18 protein-coding genes are annotated in these 16993 nt (G+C 67.4%); 11 read left to right on the forward strand and 7 right to left on the reverse strand.

The window, feature by feature from the left end; all coding sequences use genetic code 11:
* Window positions 1-167 precede the first annotated feature (167 nt).
* A complete protein-coding gene (locus ACYVOK_RS11780; RefSeq protein WP_460663065.1) occupies window positions 168-521 on the forward strand; it encodes a WCX domain-containing protein in 354 nt (117 codons plus the stop codon).
* Between the two features lie 731 nt (window positions 522-1252).
* On the opposite strand, the gene ACYVOK_RS11785 is transcribed toward ACYVOK_RS11780, so the two are convergent.
* The gene (locus tag ACYVOK_RS11785) at window positions 1253-1450 is read right to left on the reverse strand and encodes a hypothetical protein (protein ID WP_460662374.1); all 198 of its coding nucleotides are present in this window, start codon (window positions 1448-1450) and stop codon (window positions 1253-1255) included.
* Window positions 1447-1800: a hypothetical protein gene (locus ACYVOK_RS11790; RefSeq protein WP_460662375.1), complete on the reverse strand. Its 354-nt coding sequence runs from the start codon at window positions 1798-1800 to the stop codon at window positions 1447-1449. The genes ACYVOK_RS11785 and ACYVOK_RS11790 overlap by 4 nt, the downstream gene beginning before the upstream one ends.
* A gap of 345 nt (window positions 1801-2145) precedes the next feature.
* Between ACYVOK_RS11790 and ACYVOK_RS11795 the strand changes: the two genes are divergently transcribed.
* A complete protein-coding gene (locus tag ACYVOK_RS11795; protein ID WP_460662376.1) occupies window positions 2146-2433 on the forward strand; it encodes a hypothetical protein in 288 nt (95 codons plus the stop codon).
* 132 nt (window positions 2434-2565) lie between these two features.
* On the opposite strand, the gene ACYVOK_RS11800 is transcribed toward ACYVOK_RS11795, so the two are convergent.
* Window positions 2566-3207 carry a TetR/AcrR family transcriptional regulator gene (locus ACYVOK_RS11800; protein ID WP_460662377.1) on the reverse strand — a complete coding sequence of 214 codons (642 nt, stop codon included), beginning with the start codon at window positions 3205-3207 and terminating at the stop codon, window positions 2566-2568.
* Window positions 3208-3305: 98 nt separating this feature from the next.
* Between ACYVOK_RS11800 and ACYVOK_RS11805 the strand changes: the two genes are divergently transcribed.
* Entirely contained in the window at window positions 3306-4565 is a 1260-nt protein-coding gene (locus tag ACYVOK_RS11805) for an MFS transporter (protein ID WP_460662378.1), read from the forward strand.
* 213 nt (window positions 4566-4778) lie between these two features.
* On the opposite strand, the gene ACYVOK_RS11810 is transcribed toward ACYVOK_RS11805, so the two are convergent.
* The gene (locus tag ACYVOK_RS11810; RefSeq protein ID WP_460662379.1) at window positions 4779-5831 is read right to left on the reverse strand and encodes an SDR family oxidoreductase; all 1053 of its coding nucleotides are present in this window, start codon (window positions 5829-5831) and stop codon (window positions 4779-4781) included.
* A 111-nt stretch (window positions 5832-5942) separates the two neighbouring features.
* Here ACYVOK_RS11810 and uraH point away from each other — a divergent pair, with 111 nt between their 5' ends.
* The 6 genes from uraH to ACYVOK_RS11840 all read left to right on the forward strand — a co-directional run bounded on the left by uraH (window position 5943) and on the right by ACYVOK_RS11840 (window position 11517).
* Window positions 5943-6266: a hydroxyisourate hydrolase gene (gene uraH, locus ACYVOK_RS11815; protein WP_460662380.1), complete on the forward strand. Its 324-nt coding sequence runs from the start codon at window positions 5943-5945 to the stop codon at window positions 6264-6266.
* Between the two features lie 79 nt (window positions 6267-6345).
* Window positions 6346-7380: a LacI family DNA-binding transcriptional regulator gene (locus tag ACYVOK_RS11820; RefSeq protein WP_460662381.1), complete on the forward strand. Its 1035-nt coding sequence runs from the start codon at window positions 6346-6348 to the stop codon at window positions 7378-7380.
* A gap of 125 nt (window positions 7381-7505) precedes the next feature.
* Complete coding sequence (locus tag ACYVOK_RS11825) at window positions 7506-8798, forward strand: ABC transporter substrate-binding protein (RefSeq protein ID WP_460662382.1); 1293 nt, start codon at window positions 7506-7508, stop codon at window positions 8796-8798.
* Between the two features lies 1 nt (window position 8799).
* Window positions 8800-9726 carry a carbohydrate ABC transporter permease gene (locus ACYVOK_RS11830; RefSeq protein WP_460662383.1) on the forward strand — a complete coding sequence of 309 codons (927 nt, stop codon included), beginning with the start codon at window positions 8800-8802 and terminating at the stop codon, window positions 9724-9726.
* A gap of 1 nt (window position 9727) precedes the next feature.
* Entirely contained in the window at window positions 9728-10588 is an 861-nt protein-coding gene (locus ACYVOK_RS11835; RefSeq protein ID WP_460662384.1) for a carbohydrate ABC transporter permease, read from the forward strand.
* Window positions 10588-11517 (forward strand): hypothetical protein, encoded by a 930-nt coding sequence (locus ACYVOK_RS11840; protein ID WP_460662385.1) that lies wholly within the window; start codon window positions 10588-10590, stop codon window positions 11515-11517. Before ACYVOK_RS11835 ends, ACYVOK_RS11840 begins: the two co-directional genes overlap by 1 nt.
* 83 nt (window positions 11518-11600) lie before the next feature.
* Here the strand turns inward: ACYVOK_RS11840 and ACYVOK_RS11845 are convergent, their stop codons facing one another.
* Window positions 11601-12734 carry an epoxide hydrolase family protein gene (locus tag ACYVOK_RS11845; protein WP_460662386.1) on the reverse strand — a complete coding sequence of 378 codons (1134 nt, stop codon included), beginning with the start codon at window positions 12732-12734 and terminating at the stop codon, window positions 11601-11603.
* Window positions 12735-12788: 54 nt separating this feature from the next.
* Here ACYVOK_RS11845 and ACYVOK_RS11850 point away from each other — a divergent pair, with 54 nt between their 5' ends.
* A complete protein-coding gene (locus ACYVOK_RS11850) occupies window positions 12789-13784 on the forward strand; it encodes a helix-turn-helix transcriptional regulator (protein WP_460662387.1) in 996 nt (331 codons plus the stop codon).
* Between the two features lie 97 nt (window positions 13785-13881).
* Window positions 13882-14184 carry a hypothetical protein gene (locus tag ACYVOK_RS11855; RefSeq protein ID WP_460662388.1) on the forward strand — a complete coding sequence of 101 codons (303 nt, stop codon included), beginning with the start codon at window positions 13882-13884 and terminating at the stop codon, window positions 14182-14184.
* A 63-nt stretch (window positions 14185-14247) separates the two neighbouring features.
* Here the strand turns inward: ACYVOK_RS11855 and ACYVOK_RS11860 are convergent, their stop codons facing one another.
* Window positions 14248-14895 (reverse strand): response regulator, encoded by a 648-nt coding sequence (locus ACYVOK_RS11860; RefSeq protein ID WP_460662389.1) that lies wholly within the window; start codon window positions 14893-14895, stop codon window positions 14248-14250.
* Window positions 14892-16874: a sensor histidine kinase gene (locus ACYVOK_RS11865; protein ID WP_460662390.1), complete on the reverse strand. Its 1983-nt coding sequence runs from the start codon at window positions 16872-16874 to the stop codon at window positions 14892-14894. Before ACYVOK_RS11865 ends, ACYVOK_RS11860 begins: the two co-directional genes overlap by 4 nt.
* Window positions 16875-16993: the final 119 nt, after the last annotated feature.

The raw sequence follows: 16993 nt of genomic DNA on the forward strand, positions 1-16993 counted from the left end.
GTGCGAGCCGGGAAGGTGGGGCTGCGGTGGGGCGGGGGCAGGGGGCGGGGGAGGTTTGGGAGGTGCGGGTGGGGGAGCCGCATTGGTTGGTGGCTTGGGGGAGGCGGTGGTATTTGGTTGCCTGGGACAACGGGCGGGAGGCGTGGCGGACGTTTCGGGTGGATCGGATGCGGTTGAAGACGCCGAACGGGCCGCGGTTCACGCCTCGGGAGTTGCCTGAGGGCGATGCGGCGGAGTTCGTACGGCGAGCTGTCGGTACGGCGTCGTGGCAGTACCGGGCTCGGGTGAAGGTGTTCGCGTCGGCGGAGTACGTCCAGAACCGGATGCCGATTCCGATCGAGCCTGAGGTGGTGGATGAGGCGGCGTGCATCGTGGAGATGGGGTCGGATGATCCGCATCAGTTGGCGTTGTGGCTGGGGTTGCTGGACGCGGAGTTCGAGGTGCTCGACGCGCCCGAGTTGGCGGCCGCGGTGAAAGAGGTCGGAGATCGATACCACCGGGCGGCAGGGAAGCTGAGTTGAGCACAGGGCGGGCCGTTCGACCCTCCCAATGCCCCACGGGGTCAGTTGTGGTGATGGTCGAGCTTCGACCCGGATCTCGCTCCGGAGAAGGCGTTGAAGTAAGTCGTGCCCCGGATCGCCTTCACGAAGTAGTCGAATCGTGCCGGCGGGGTGATTGCCCAGTTGGTGCAGAGGAACGGGCTGATGCCCGGGTGTCCTGCTCCATCCCCTCGGCCCGCGGTCGCGATCTTGGTGGTGCTGAGACTGCCAGCCCGATCGCACAGGCCGCCGCAGTGAGCACGGTTTTCTTGCTGCCGGAAGTGTGCGGGCGGCGGTCGGTTTAGATCGGGGTCAGGGCTCTCGACCGGGTGGAGCGTCGCGCCCTGAGCCGAGGCGTGGCCTTGGGGTGGGTTGACGTGGGTTGACGGCTCCGGACGGGTGCGCGACTCCGGAGGCTGCGGCGATGGCCTGACGGAGATCGTGTGGGAGGGGCTGGCGGATTGGGGCCGCGTCTGAGGTGGCAGCGATGGCGTGGAGGGTCTGGAGCCTCGCACCGCGGCTCCGACCGAGACGTGCTGCCGCGACTTCGAACGGTCGGTCGTTCTTGCGAGGCTCGAAGGCGACGACCTCCCGCCACGGCAGGCCGCCGTCGTCTGCCTCGAACTCGCGGTAGAGCAGGCGGTGTGACGGGCCGAGTTCGTTGTTGCCCCGAGCCTCCGGAATGACCTCGAGCTTGATTTCCGCACAGTCGCTCAGGTCATACTTCGTGCGGCCGAGTCGTTTGCGTCGAACAGCTCTTCCTGGCCGTGCGCGAGTGCACGAAGGCCGATCGTGAGGGCTTGAAGCTCGCGGCGGCGCAGGCCGCCAGGCGCCTGGGTCGCAGCAGCACGCTTGAGTGCGTCCAGTTGTTGTCGAACCTCCTGACGAACCAGGACGCGGTACTGCGTCATTGACGCTTTGGCAGGTCGGAGTCGTCGACCGGTTTGCTGAGGTCCAGGCCGAGCTCGTCGGCCACGTCCTCGAGAGGGACCGACGGCTGCGGGTTCGCGAGACGGTGGCGGAGGACCGAGTAGCTGGAGTCGAAGCCCTGTTCGTCGGTGGCTTCGGCTTCGAGGGCGCGCCAAACCTCGAACGGAATGACGACGCCCTCGGGCTGCCCGGCGTCGCCGAAGATGAGCGGCTCGGTTTCACCGGAGCGGAACAGCTTCAGCAAGTTGGTCAAATGCTTTGAGGCTTCTGCGGTGGTCAGCACCCAGACGCGCTCGCCGGTGGGGAGCAGGTGCTCGGTTTCGGGGTCCATGAGCAACAGCTTAGGAGCGACGAGCGATCGCGATCGGGAGTTATCCACAGGGGAGTCACTGTGATTTGGGGAGTTCGGAGTCGATTGGGTCGTCGAGGTTCCGGCCCAGGTCGCCGGCCTTGTTCGAGCGGGATCCAAGGTCGCGGGTCGGTCAGTTGCCGGCGGCGGTGGTATGTGCTTGGAGGCTTGGAGGTGGGGTACCCGGATGGCTTCGCCCTTGGGGGGTTTCGGGGTCCATGGGTCGAGGTTAGGAGTTGGCGTGTCGGTGCGTGGGGAGTTATCCACAGGGGTTGGCGTGAGTAGCCTGGGGGGATGGGTGAAGGGCGGTGGGTTGAGGTTCGGGTGGTGGGGGATGGGGTTGACCAGGGGAAGGTGCTGAAGGCTGTTCGGCAGTTGCGGAAGGAACTGGCTGAGCAGGAGTTCATGACTCAGGCGGGGATCGGGGACGAGCCGGCGACGGCGGTTGCGCTGACTGGGCGGGTTGAGGCGTTGGTCGCCGTACTGCGGGACTGGATTTGCCGGCGTCATGGGCCGGGGCGGGTGCGGCTGACGTTGGAGGACCAGTCGATCGAGGTGGACAAGCCGTCGTGCGACGAGCAGGCGCTGAAGGCTTTCCTCGACCGCAACCACTAGCTGGGAACGAGCCGGCGGTGCATGCGTTTCCCTCGACGACCGCCGACTAGGTGTTGCTGGCCAAGAGGTTGTTGACGTGTCAGGCGCCCATCGCCGGCGGCGCAGATTCGTATGAGCGTGGGTTGTTGGGTGCTACCGGGGCAGGTCAGCGGTAGCGTTTGGGCGAACGCCCTCCCGCTCGGCGGTCCTTCGGCCGAGGAGGGTGATCGCGTACTCGATGGAGCACCGGATGTCTCTTGGGTCGTGCCCCGCCCGGGCGCGAAGTCTCCACCCGAGCACCAGGGTGAAGAGGAGGTCGGTGAGCTCGTCGAGATCTGCCCCGACCGAGATCTCTCCGCTTTCGCGCATCCGGGTGAGTAGGTCTCGTAGCCCGGTTCGGGTGAGATTGAACGCAGTTTCGGTCCGTCGAGCGATTTCCGGGTCTGTGCCGCCCAGTTCTGCGGCGGTGTTGACAACGAAACACCCTGCTGGATCAGCCGTCTGGGCATCGCTCCCCAGCGCCACCGTTGCGACGGCGTCAGTCAACGCGTCCGTGGTCGGGTCGGCGTCTCGGAACCGCTGACATCCCTCGGCACTTTCCGTTGCCTGATAGTGATCGAGGGCGCGCAGGAAGAGTCGGCGCTTGTCACCGAAAGTGCGGTAGAGGCTGCTCGGGTTGAGTTCGAGCGCCTCACCCAGGTCGCGCGTGCTGGTGGCGTGGAAGCCCTTGCGCCAGAAGACATCGGTTGCCCGGTGGACGGCTGTCTCCTCGTCAAATCCGCGCGGCCTGGCCATTGATCCTCCCTGCATTGTGGAGCGGGTGCTCCCAATGCTAGCGTCTCGTTCGGGAGCGATCGCTCCCGAACGAGAGAGAGGGACACACAGTGGCTGGAGTGCACAGCGACGATGGCTTCGGCGGTGGCGTCGTAGCTGAGAGGCCGACCCAGAGCGCGCGAGGGAGCGGCGGCGAACGCTGGGGCGCGGCCTGGGCGGCGATGTTCGGCGTGTTTGTCCTGGTTGTCGCGGAGCAATTGCCGATCGGGCTGTTGATCCAGATCAGCCCTGACTTGGGTGTCACGGAAGGAACTGCCGGGCTGAGCGTCACCGTCCCCAGCATCGTCGCAGGTATCGCAGCGCTGCTGGTGCCGCTGGTGGTCGGGACGTTGGACCGCCGGGTCCTTCTGGTCGCGTTGATGGTCCTCATGACCGCCGCGAACGCGGCTTCGTGGTTGGCTCCGACGTTCGAGGTTCTCCTGATGTCGCGCGTCTTCGTCGGTGTCGCGATCGGCGGGTTCTGGGCGATCGCGGGCGGCATCGCCGTTCGCCTGGTGTCGGCGGCGAAAGTGCCCAAGGCGACCTCGATCATCTTCGCCGGCGTCGCCGCAGCCAACGTGCTCGGCGTCCCGCTCGGGACGATCCTGGGAACGAACCTCGGGTGGCGGTTGGCGTTCGCCGCGCTCGGGGCGGCCGCGCTCGTCGCTCTGGTGTGGTTGATCGTGTTGGTGCCTCCGTTGTCAGCGCAAGCCCCGGTCCGCCCACAGGTACTGGCCAGTCAGCTCAGGAACCAGGGCGTGGCACTCGGGCTCATCGCGACCTTGCTTTCCGTCACGGGACACTTTGCCGCGTTCACCTTCGTCGGTCCGATCCTTCGCGACATCGCGGGCCTGTCTGCTTCAGCGGTCGGTCCGATTCTCTTGGTCTACGGCCTCCTCGGCCTGGGAGGAAACTTCGCAGCCGGGGCACTGCTGGGGCGCGGCGTTCCTGCAGTGGTGCTTTCCATCCTCGCGGTGATCACCGTCGCACTGGGTCTCCTCCCAGCGGTCGGCCTCCAGCCGGCCTCAGGTGTGCTGCTGCTCCTCCTGTGGGGTCTGTTCTTCGGCGGGCTGTCGGTCAGCATGCAAACCTGGATGATCAAAGCAGCGCCCACAGCCGTCGAAGCCGCAACCTCGCTGTGGGTGGGAGTGTGGAACCTCTCAATTGGACTCGGCGCGCTGGTAGGTGGCGTCGCTATCCACAGATTCTCGTTGGAATCCACCGCCTGGATCGCTGCTGCCCTGGCGTTGGCCGCCGCGCTGTCGGTGGCGACAACCCGCTCGCTGAGGGAGAGCGTGCCGCCTGCAACCGGAGTAGGCGAGGATCTCAAGGCTCGATGACACACGCGAACGCTCCCCTCAGCCTCGAAGGCCGCCGACGACTCATTGTTCGATGTCGCACGCGCCCTATCGCCTATGTCGCAGCCGAGATGGGGACTGGTCCGCACCCGACATCGACCCCAGGCAGGAGGCCGGGCCGATCGCCAGGAGAGCGGGGCGCCCGAGGTGTTCTCGGCGGGGACCGTTGACCGGGGGCAGGTGCCGGAGGGGCCGTTAGCCGGGGACCGGGGTGTCCTCTGGGGATGGGGAGGGCGACGGGGTCGGGCGGGGTTGTTTTCGTTGGGTTAGGCGGGCTAGGGCGTGGCCTAGGGCTGTGGCGGTGGTGTCGAGGCGTTCGGCCAGGAGGGTGGCTGGGCGGGACAGGGTGAGCTGGATCTGGCGGCTGTGGGTTTCGGCCTTGTCGTCGAAGGAGCCGTGGGCGCCGTGGTCGCCGGGGACTGGTTCGTAGAGGTTGTCGGGGCGGTCGGGGCGCTGGTCGTCGAGTTGCTGGCTCTCGTACCCGGTCCGGCCGAGGAAGGCGTCCATGAGGGGGCCGGCCAGCCGGTCGCCGAGGATCGTGTACACGGTCGGGAAGCCGACCCAGACCTGCCGCCGCCGATGGTGGGCCGCGTGCCAGATCGCTTCGGCGGCCAGTTCGGGCTGGTAGATCGGTGGCACCGGTTGCGTCTCGCGACGCAACTTCGACCGCTGGATGCGGAACTGCGGCGTGTTCACCGCCGGCATCTGCACCTCGACCAGCCGGACGGCGCTCCGATCGTGCAGCAACTCGCAGCGGACCGAGTCGGTGAACCCCTGGATCGCGTGCTTGGCGCCGCAGTACGCCGACTGCAGCGGGATCCCGCGGTACGCCAGCGACGACCCGACCTGTACGACGACGCCGCGATCGCGCGGAGTCATCCGGTGCAACGCAGCCCGCGTGCCGTTCACGAACCCGAGGTAGGTCACCTCGGTCACCCGCTTGTACTCCTCGGGGGAGATGTCCAGGAAGGGCCCGTACACGGTCGCCATCGCATTGTTGACCCACACATCGATCGGCCCGAGCTCATCCTCGATCGACTGGGCGGCCTTCTCCAAGGCGTCCGCATCGCTCACATCGACCGGTACGGCGACGGCCCGCGCACCGGCCCGTTCCACGTCGGCAACAGCTCCCGCCAGCCCGTCGGCACCCCGCGCGATCAGGCCGACGTCGTACCCACGCTCCGCGAACAGCTGCGCACAAGCCCGTCCGATGCCGGCGCTGCCACCGGTAATCGCCACAACACTCATGCCCGGCCAGTGCCCAACCAGCGGTGCGCTGACACCCGCCGGGCATGCGCCGGCGCGCAACCGGGCACCGGAACATCAGGCGGTCGGCAGCGCTAGGAAGGTGGTTGCCAAGTGATCAGTACTCATGTGCTGGACGTTGTGACCGGCCGGCCCGCGGAGGGCGTGACCGTCATCCTCGAGGAGATCGATCCGTTCACCGTGCTCGGTTCCGGAAGCACCGACGCGGACGGCCGAGTCGGTGAACTCGGGCCGGCGCTCGGGCGGACCGGCGATCACCGGTTGGTCTTCGAGGCCGCGGCGTACTTCGCGAAGACCGGTCAGACGTGCTTCTTTCCACAGGTCATCATCGCCTTCACCGTGGTCGACCCGGCGGCGCGCCTGCACATCCCGCTGTTGCTCGGCCCGTTCGCCTACTCGACCTACCGCGGAAGCTGAGCGGGCACAACCGCTGAAAAAACGATTTGGCACACGGTCTTGACACCGGATGATGCGCGCGCGACAGTAGTCGCCACAGTTGGAAAAACGATTGGGCAAGACGATGTCGCAGCGCAAGGTCTCGATCAAGGATGTGGCGGCGCACGCGGGGGTGTCGGTCACCACGGTGTCGCACGTCCTGAACGAGGTGCCGGGCAAGCGCATCACCGAAGCGACCCGGGCGCGGGTGAAACAAGCCGCCGAGGAGCTCGGGTACGCGCCGAACAACGTGGCCCGCAACCTGCGCCTCCAGCGGTCGCAGATGCTGGCCCTGATCAGCGACGAGATCGCGACGACGCCGTACGCCGGCCGGATGATCCTCGGGGCACAGGAGGCGGCGTCGAAGGCCGGTTGGCTGTTGATGCTGGTCAACACCGGGTTGGACAGCGAGTTCGAGGCGGCTGAGATCCAGGCGCTGCGGCAGCGGCAGGTCGACGGGTTCTTGTACGCGACCATGTACCACCGTGAGGTCGTGCTGCCCGAGGCGATCGGCGGCATCCCCACGGTTCTGCTGGACGCGCGGTCGAACGACGCATCGGTGCCGTCCGTGGTCCCGGACGAGGTCGGCGGTGGACGTACGGCGACCGAGGAGCTGATCCGCCACGGGCACTCCCGGATCGGCTTCCTCAACAATGTCGACGACATTCCGGCGACGCGCGGCCGCCTGGAGGGTTACCGGGCCGCGTTGCACGACGCGGGCCTGGCCTTCGACCAGCGGTTGGTGGTCGAGGAACGGTCCGACACCGAGGGCGGGCTGCAGGCCGCCCGGAGGTTGCTGTCGGCAACCGACAGGCCGACCGCACTGTTCTGCTTCAACGACCGGATGGCCATGGGGGCGTACCACGCCGCGGCTGAGCTCGGTCTGCGGATCCCGGAGGATCTGTCGGTGGTCGGGTTCGACAACCAGGAACTCATCGCCGAAGGAGTCCGGCCCGGACTCACCACGGTCGCGCTGCCGCACTACGAGATGGGCGCGTGGGCCGTCGAGACACTGATCGCCCAGATCGAAGGACAAGCGCGCACGGACCACGCCGTACTGAGGTGCCCGCTGGTGCCCCGCAACTCGGTCGCCTGACCGCGACTCGCCCAACCCACAACTAGGTCGCCCGGCCGGCGACTACCCCACGACATCCCGCTGCACACCGCAGTACGGGCAGCCGGGCCATGCCCGAAAAGCCCAAGAACGAAGGGAAACTGACCATGTCAACCACACCGAAGCTGGTCGCCCTGCTGACCGCGGCGGCCGTCGCCTTGACCGGGTGCTCGTCGGGCTCCTCGGACAGCGGAGCGACAAACGAGGGTGGCGTCACCACCCTCGAGCTGTGGACCCACAACGGCGGCAACGCGACCGAGCTCGCCGTCAACAAGAAGGTGGTCGACGCCTTCAACGCGAGCCAGAACAAGTACAAGGTGAAGCTGCAGTCGTTCCCGCAGGCGTCGTACAACGACGCGGTCACGGCCGCGGCGTCGGCGAAGAAGTTGCCCTGTGTCATGGACATCGACGGCCCGAACGTCCCGAACTGGGCGTGGGCCGGCTATCTGCAACCGCTCGACATGCCCGCCGGGTTCTTCGACAAGCAGTTGCCGAGCACCTTGGGCAAGGTCGACGACAAGGTGTACTCGTTCGGCCACTACGACGTCGCCATGAGCATGATCGCGCGCAAGTCGGTCCTCACGCAGTACGGCATCCGCATCCCCACGCTCGACCAGCCGTGGACCGGTGACGAGTTCGACGCGGCCGTGGCGAAGATCAAGGCCGGCGGAAAGTTCGCCTACCCGCTCGACATGGGTACGGCGGGTACGGGCGAATGGATTCCGTACGCCTACTCGCCGCTGCTGCAGAGTTTCGGGGGAGACCTGGTGAACCGCGAGACCTACCAGAGCGCGACCGGCGTGCTGAACGGCCCGAAGGCGCTCGAGTGGGCGACCTGGTTCCGCGGTCTCATCACCAAGGGTTATGCCCAGCAGAAGTCGGGCAAGGACTCGACCGTCGACTTCGTGAACGGCAAGTCCGCGATCATGTGGAACGGCAGCTGGGCGGCCGACACGGTGACGAAGAAGTTCGGCGCCGACGTGGTCTTCCTGCCGCCGCCGGACTTCGGCAACGGTCCGAAGATCGGCGGCGCGTCCTGGCAGTGGGGGATGTCGTCGTCCTGCGCGGCCAAGGAGGGAGCGCTGGAGTACCTGAAGTTCTCGGCCAAGCCGGAGTACTACGTCGAGTACGCGAACGCGCTCGGCCTGATCCCGGCCAACACCGACGCCGCGGCCCAGGTGCCGAACTTCGCCCCCGGCGGCAAGTACCGGTTCTTCCTCGAGCTGTCGCAGAAGTACGCCGTCGTCCGCCCGGTGACTCCGGCGTACCCGTACATCTCGTCGACCTTCCAGAAGGCCACGTCGGACATCCTGGCCGGCGGCGACCCGCAGAAGATCCTCGACAAGGCGGCGGCCGACATCGACAACAACATCAAGTCCAACGGCAACTACGAGTTCTGACATGTACGCCACCGCAACCGGACAACTGGTCGCCCGGCGGGTACGGGCCCGTACGGCGCGATCGCGCGAAACGCTGATCGGCGTCGCGATGGCCTCGCCGGCCGTCGTCCTGCTGATCGTCTTCTTCCTCGTCCCCGTCGCCCTGGCGTTCGGGCTCGCCTTCACCAACGCACGGCTCATCTCGCCGCGGCCGGCCCGCTTCGTCGGCGCCGACAACTTCCTCACGCTGTTCGGCGACAGCCTCTTCTGGGCGTCGTTGCGGAACACGGCGTACTTCGCTGTCGTCGTGGTGCCCGTCCAGGCCGGGCTCGCGCTGATCCTGGCGTTGCTGGTCAACGCGAAGGTCCGTGGAACGAACTTCTTCCGCACCGTGTACTTCGCCCCGGTCGTCACCTCGATGGTCGTCATCTCACTGCTCTGGCGGTTCATCTACCAACCGGACGGACTGCTGAACCACCTCCTCTCGGCGGTCTCGTTCGGCCACTGGCAGGGGACCGACTGGCTGAACAACCCGGACACGGCCATGCCGGCGATCATGGTGATGTCGATCTGGCAGGCGGTCGGGTTCCACATGATCGTCTGGCTGGCGGGACTGCAGACGATCCCGCGAGACCTGTACGAGGCGGCGGCGCTGGACGGCGCGTCGGGGTGGAAGACCTTCGCCAACATCACCTGGCCGGGACTGCGGGCGACCCGGACCTTCATCCTGATCACCATCACGATCGCGGCGTTCAGCCTGTTCACGCAGATCAGCGTGATGACGCAGGGCGGACCACTGGACCGTACGACGACAGTCGTCTTCATGGCTGTGCGAACGGGCTACGAGCAACAGTCGACCGGTTACGCGGCGGCGGTCTCACTCGTCTTCTTCGTACTGGTGCTGGCGGTGTCCGGCGTACAGCGCTTCCTGACCCGGGAGAAGGACTGACATGAGGACATCGTTGTTGCAGGTGGGACGGGCACTGCTGGTCGTGGTGTTCGCGTTCCCGATCGTGTTCATGGTGATCTCGTCGTTAAAGCCCGACGCACAGATCTTCGCGGATCTGACCTCGCTGAAAGCGATCCTGCCGGTGGGTTCGCTGTCGCTGGACAACTATCGTGGCGTGTTCGAACGGGTGCCGGCCGGACGGTTCCTGATCAACTCGGTGCTGATCTCGCTGCTGACGGTCGCCCTGGGCATCCTGATCAACAGCATGGCCGCGTTCGCCTTGTCGAGAATGCGCTGGGCCGGGCGTCGCGTCGTACTGGCCGCCATCATCGCGACGTTGATCGTGCCGTTCGAGACCTTCGCGCTGCCGTTGGTGTGGTGGGTCAACAAGCTGCCGTGGCTGGAGCTGCACGGATTCCAGTTGCGGTTGACCGAGGGCTGGCTCGACACGTACCACGTGCAGATCCTGCCGTTCCTGGCCAACGCGTTCTCGATCTACCTGTTCTACCAGTACTTCACCAGCATCCCGGTCGAACTCGACGAGGCGGCCCGGATGGACGGCGCCGGCTGGTTCGGGATCTACCGGCGGGTGGTGATGCCGCTGTCCGGGCCGGCCGTCGCGACCGTCGCGATCCTGACCTTCCTGCCGGCCTGGAACTCCTATCTCTGGCCGTTGATGGTGGTGCAGAGCGAGGACCTGCGCCCGGTGATGGTCGGTATCCAGTACTTCTTCCAGCTCAACGTCTCGTGGGGACAGATCATGGCCTATGCCTCGATGATCACCGTGCCGGTGCTCGTCTTGTTCGTTGCGTTCCAGCGCGCCTTCATCGGCAGCATCGCGGCCTCGGGGGTGAAGGGCTGATGCTCGAACTGCCCGACTCGTGGGTGTGGGACTTCTGGCTGGCGCGCGACGGCGACGAGTACCACCTGTTCTTCCTGTACGCCTCGCGCGCACTGCACGACCCCGCGCGGCGCCACGGCCGCGCGTCGATCGGGCATGCGGTGTCGGACGATCTGCGGAACTGGACGCGACTGCCCGATGCGTTGGTGCGCGGCGAGGCCGGGGACTTCGACGAAACGGCCACCTGGACGGGTTCCGTCGTACGCGGGCCTGACGGCCGGTGGTACATGTTCTACACGGGGGCCAGCGACCAGATCCAGACGATCGGGCTGGCGACCTCCGACGACCTCGTCACCTGGCACAAGTACGACGGCAACCCGATCGTCGCGGCCGATCCGCGCTGGTACGAGAAGTACGACGGGACAACGTGGTTCGACGAGGCGTGGCGGGACCCCTGGGTGTATCCGGACCCGGACGGAGACGGCTGGCACATGCTGATCACCGCGCGGGCCGGCCACGGGCCCGCCGACGACCGCGGCGTGGTCGGTCATGCACGGTCTGCCGACCTGCTGCACTGGGAGGTGCAGCCGCCGCTGAGCGAGCCCGGGGCCGGCTTCGGTCAGCTCGAGGTCTTTCAGGTCGAGGAGATCGACGGCCAGGTCGTGCTGCTGTTCAACTGCCTCCGCGGTGAGCTGGCGTCGTGGCGAAGGGATTCCGCGGTCGGTGGCGGCATCTGGTCGGTCGCCGCGGACAGCCCGACCGGTCCGTTCGACATCAGCAAGGCGACGCCGCTCACCGACGACTCCCTGTACGTCGGCCGCCTGGTCCCGGACGTGGATGGCACCTGGGTGCTGCTCGCCTTTCACAACGAGAGCCCGGACGGCTTCGTGGGTGCCATCAGCGACCCTCTGCCGGTCCAGGTCACCCCCACCGGTCTCACCCTGACGTAGATAGGTCGTCAGCACGCTGTGTCCGAAACGCCGCCCGGGCCGCCGTGGCAGCCCGGGCTCTTCTCCGTTGGGGACCGCAAGGGTTACCTCGAGGTTGCGAAGAACGTGCGGAGGTCGGCGGTCAGGTCGTCCGGGCGTTCGAGGGAGGCGTAGTGACCGCCTTTGTCGAATGTCGACCAGTGGACGATGTTGGTGTTGTCGCGTTCGGCCAGCGGGCGGATCGTCTTGAAGTCGTCGGCGAAGACGGCGACACCCGTCGGGGCGTGGTTCTGCGCGGGCTCGGTGCCGGCGTGGGCTTCCTCGTAGTGGTAGCGGCCGGCCGCGGCGGAGCTGTTCGTGAACCAGTACAGCGACACCTCGGTGAGGATCTGGTCGCGGGTGACCAGGCTGGTGCCGTTGCCGAAGCTGTTGAACAGTTCGTTCCAGGCGAGTTGCCCGACCGGTGAGTCGGAGATGCCGACGGCAACTGTCTGCGGGCGGGTCGCGTTGATCTGGTTGTATCCGCCGACCGACTGGAACCACTGCAGGTGCTCCAGCGCCGCGTAGTCCGCCGGCGTGAACTTCTCGAACTCGGCCGGGTCGCCGGACGGGAACGAGAACAGTTGCAGCACGTGCAGCCCGAGGAACCCTTCGGGGTTCAGCAGGCCGAGTTCCCGGGAGATCATCGCGCCGGCGTCGGAGCCGTGAGCGCCGTACGACGTGTAGCCGAGCCGCCGCATCAACGTGTCGAACGTGCGGGCCACCCGGGCCATGGTCCAGCCGCGGTCGACCAGCGGCGTACTGAACCCGAAGCCGGGGATGGACGGTACGACGACCGAGAAGGCGTCCTCGGCGGAGCCGCCGTACGCGACCGGGTCGGTCAGCGGGCCGATCATGTCGAGGAAGTCGACGAACGACCCCGGGTAGGTGTGGATGAGCAGCAGCGGTGTCGCGTCCTCGACCGCCGACGGCACGTGGAGGAAGTGGACGGTCTGGCCGTCGATCTCGGTCAGGTAGTGCGGGAACTCGTTCATCCGCGCTTCCTGGGCCCGCCAGTCGAAGCCGTTCTGCCAGTGGTCGACCATCTCGCGGAGGTAGTGGTTCGGGGTGCCGTAGTCCCAGTCGTCGCCGGGAGCCGGCTCGGGCAGCCGCGTCCGCGCGAGGCGGGCGAGCAGATCGTCCAGGTCGGCCTGGGCGATGTCGACGGTGAAGGGCCGGATGCTCTCGTTCGTGGTCATGGCTTCACCGTAGAATCCGTATAGGAACATTAAATTCCTATTTAGGAGACGAATGTGCTGGAGACCTCGTCGCGGTTGCTGTCGTTGCTGGCGTTGCTGCAGACCAGGCCGGCCTGGACCGGCGCCGAGTTGGCCGAGCGGCTCGAGGTCACCACCCGGACCATCCGCAACGACATCGACCGGCTGCGCGAGCTCGGCTATCCGGTCGACGCGACGCGTGGGCCGGCCGGGCATTACCAGTTGGGGGTCGGTGCCAAGCTGCCGCCGCTGCTGCTGGACGACGAGGAGGCGGTTGCCGTCGCTGTCGGGCTGCGGACCGGTGCAGGCGTGGCCGGGATGGCGGAGAGCAGTGCGCGGGCATTGACGAAGCTGGAGCAGGTGCTGCCGCATCGGCTCCGGCGGCAGGTGAACGCGATCCACAGCACGATGGAGAAGGGCCCGGACAACACCGGTTCCAACGTGCAGGATCCGGAGATCGATCCCGCCGTACTGACCGCGATCGCGGCCTGTATCCGGGACGAGCACTACCTCCGGTTCGACTACGAGATCCCGACGGATGGGCCGATCCGAGGCCCGGGTTCGGGGACCGGATCGGACCTGCCGAACCTGGTGGAGCCGTACCGGTTGGTGAGCTGGCAGCGGTACTGGTACCTGGTCGCGCGGGACGAGTCCGGCGCCTGGCGCACCTATCGGGTCGACTGGATGTCGTTGCGGATGGCAACGGGCCGTCGCTACCGGCCGCGGCCGATGCCGGGTGACGACTACACGGACTTCGTACTGCGGGACGTCGCGACGACCGGCTGGAAGGTGCATGCCCGCATCACCGTGTTCGCGCCGGCGCAGGAGGTCCTGTCCCGGATCCACGCCGCCGTCGGCGTGGTCGAGTCCGTCGACGACACCACCAGCGTCCTCGTCACCGGCGCGGACTCCCTCGAGGTCGTCGCCGTCTACATCGGCATGCTAGGCCTCGACTTCCACGTCGACGCCCCACCCGAACTCGTCCAACACCTACAAACCCTCGGCAACCGCTACCTCCGCGCGATCACCTGACCGGCGGATGAATCGCCCGAGCCGATGACAGCGCGTCACGCGATAGGGCAGGGTGATATCTGTTGCTCAGGGGTGAGCTGGTGGGGAGTCGCGGACGATGAGCGTCGCCAAGGAATTCGACCGACGGATGCTGCAGATCTATGAGCGCGCCAAGTCTGAGGCCGGCTACAACGCGACCTACTTCTTACGCATGCTGAGCGAACACGGCGGGGTCGAGACGGCGCGTCGGCTGGTCGGAAGCAGGCAGCCTTCGGAGGGGTTCACCCAGCTGTATCTCAAGGGCCGACTCGATCTGACAGTGGAGAGTCTCGTGCTCGAGGAGAAGTTCAGGGAGCTCTTCACCGACGAACTCGTCGAGCACGCCCGCAGCAGACTTCGTGAGTATGGCGTCGAGGCGTAATCCAAGAGATCGGCTTCATCAGTACGCGATCGATCTACGTCTGAGTCGCTCAGGGGTGCTGGATCATCCGGGCTCGGGGTTGCCCAGGCCGGCGTTGCGGGCCTGGATTATGGCGGTGGAGCGGTCGGCGATGCCTAGTTTGGTGAAGATGGTGGAGACGTTGTTCGCGACGGTTTTGGCGGCGAGGTCGAGGCGGTTGGCGATGGCGGCGTTGGGGAGGCCGGCGGCGAGCAGGTCGAGGATTTCGCGTTCCCGGGTGGTGAGTTCGGGGAACGGGTCGGCCGCCCGCGGCGGCGCGGAGAAGAAGCTCAGCATGCGGCGGGCGACGCCGGGGCCGAAGATCGCCTCGCCGGCGGCGACCGCGCGGATGGCTCGGGCGATCTCGTCCTGCTCGGCGCCTTTGACCAAGTAGCCGCGAGCGCCGGCGCGCATCGCCGCGAACACCGAGTCGTCGTCCTCGAACATCGTCAGCACGAGTACGGCGACCTCCGGCGCGGACCGGGCCAGTTCGCGGGTCGCGGCGAACCCGTCGAGGTCCGGCATCTGCAGATCCAGTACGGCGACGTCGGGCCGCGTCGTGATCACTTCACGAACTGCCTCGCGCCCGGTCGCGGCGACCCCCACGACCTCGATACCTGGCAGCGACGCGAGCAGGGCCGACAATCCGGCGCGTACGACGGGATGATCATCGGCCAGCACCACCCGGATCATGTGCGCTCCAAGGGGAACCTCGCCCGTACGACGCCTCCACTCGCCGACGGCCCGGCCTCGAACCGGCCGCCCAGTTCCGCGGCCCGCTCGCGCATCGCGTGCAGCCCGACGCCGGGACGCCACTCGCCGTTCGGCGGTCCGTCGTCGGTCACCTCGATCTCCAGGTCGTCGCCACAGCGCAACGCGAGTACGGCGTTCGTCGCGTGCGAGTGTCTGACGATATTCGTGAGCGCCTCGGTCGCGATCCGGTACGCCGCGACCTCCAACGCCGCCGGCAGCGGCGGCAGCCCGTCCGCCGAGACGTCCACCTGAATCGAGGTCCCGTCCGCGCGGAACGACAGCTGGTCGGCTCGCTGCCGCAGCGCCCCGACCAGGCCGAGTTCGTCCAGTGCGGGCGGTCGCAGGTCGTCGACAAGACGTCGTACATCGGCAATCGCCATCCGGGTGTCGGTGCGGAGCGTGGTGAGGAGTTCGCGCGCTCGCTCGGCATCGGTGGCGATCAGGTTGGCGGCCGCGTCGGCCGTGAACGCAATACCGGTCAGCGTCGGACCGAGACCGTCGTGCATGTCGCGGCGGAGGCGCCGGCGTTCCTCCTCGCGGGTCGACACGAGCTTCTCCCGGGACGACTGCAGTTCGGCCGACAGGCGGGTCGCATGCACAGCGACGGCGAGCGGTACGGCGACCAGCCCGAGCACACCGCGATCCGCCGAAGCCAGCTCGGACTCGCCCGACCGTAGACCGATTCTCAGGGAGCCGACCACGGCACCGCCGTACTCGAGCTCCAGCGGTACGACGTTCGCCGGCGGCGTACCGTCCGAGGCGACGATCGTGTCGCCGACCGTGAGAGCGACGTACGGGAATCGCAGCGCCGAGCGGATGGAGGCGACGACACCGGGCAGACCGGCGGACAGCTGCTCGCCGACGCGCGAGGCGACCCGGGCCGGGTCACGGCGGTCGCCGTACAGGGCGCGGTCGACGAGTCGCTGCAGGCGCGGCAGGATCGGGGCGATGACCAGAGCCACCAGAACCGTGATCGCTGCGGAGCGGCCGACGCGGGACGAGATCACCGAACCCAGGATCGCCGCGAACACCGCATAGGTGCCGACGGCGACCAACGACAGCAGGGCCCAGGTCAGGGCGCGCGACACGACCAACCGGATGTCGAGGAGCTGATGGCGCACGATCGCCACTGCGACGGCGACCGGGATCAACGGAATCGCCAGTAGAACAAGGACCGGTGTGCCGGCGACGAACGACCACGGCGTCACGAACAGGATCACGATGACCGATGCCAGCAGCAACCAGAGCAGTTGCCGCCGGCCCATTTCGTCCGCTCGGCGGTACCTGATCGTCAGGCAGGTGATGGCCAGCAGCAAGGCGACCAGGTTGCGGAGTTCGGTGATCGTCCACAGCGGCTGCAGCGCGTCGTACGACGAAATGGCCAGGTAGCCCGGCGGAAGGTCCTCCCCGGGTGCCGTGCCTTCGCCGGTCATCTCCAGGACGAACAGGGGCGACGTGGCGATGATGCCGATCGCGGCCCAGCGCCAGCGCGGCGACAGCAACCGGCCGGTCGGGAACAGCAGGAGCGCGAGCGGGAGGAACAAGCCGATCGACCACGGCCAGGCGAACATGGCGAGCGTGACGACGAGGCGCTGAACGACCGTCGGAGCGTCTCCGTCGGCCAGCAGTTGGCTGATCGGCGTCGTCACCGCGGTGGTGGCGTGACCGATGCCGTCGGCGATGAACAGCCACCCGATCGGGTTGCCGGGGCGATGCCAGGCGATCACCGCGCCGCACAGGCCGAAGGTCAGGCCCATCAGCCCGTTCGTGAGCACGAACGCCTCGACCAGGATCTCCCAGTTCCAGCCCAGGGCCACGGACAGGACGACCGCCGTGATCACCTCCGCCGCGGCGAACCCGCCGAGCCCGCCCGCCAACCCGCGACGGGTGGGTCCGTGCTCGGCCACGGCTGAGGTCATACCGGAAGTGTGCGCCCGGAAGTGTCCCGGCGTCTCGGGATCGGGTTCCCGGACGGGTCGGGGAATCGCCTGGTCAGCGGGGAATTCACGCCCAGGTGCCGGACAGGACGACCGGCAGA

This window comes from Kribbella swartbergensis (genome assembly GCF_054784135.1).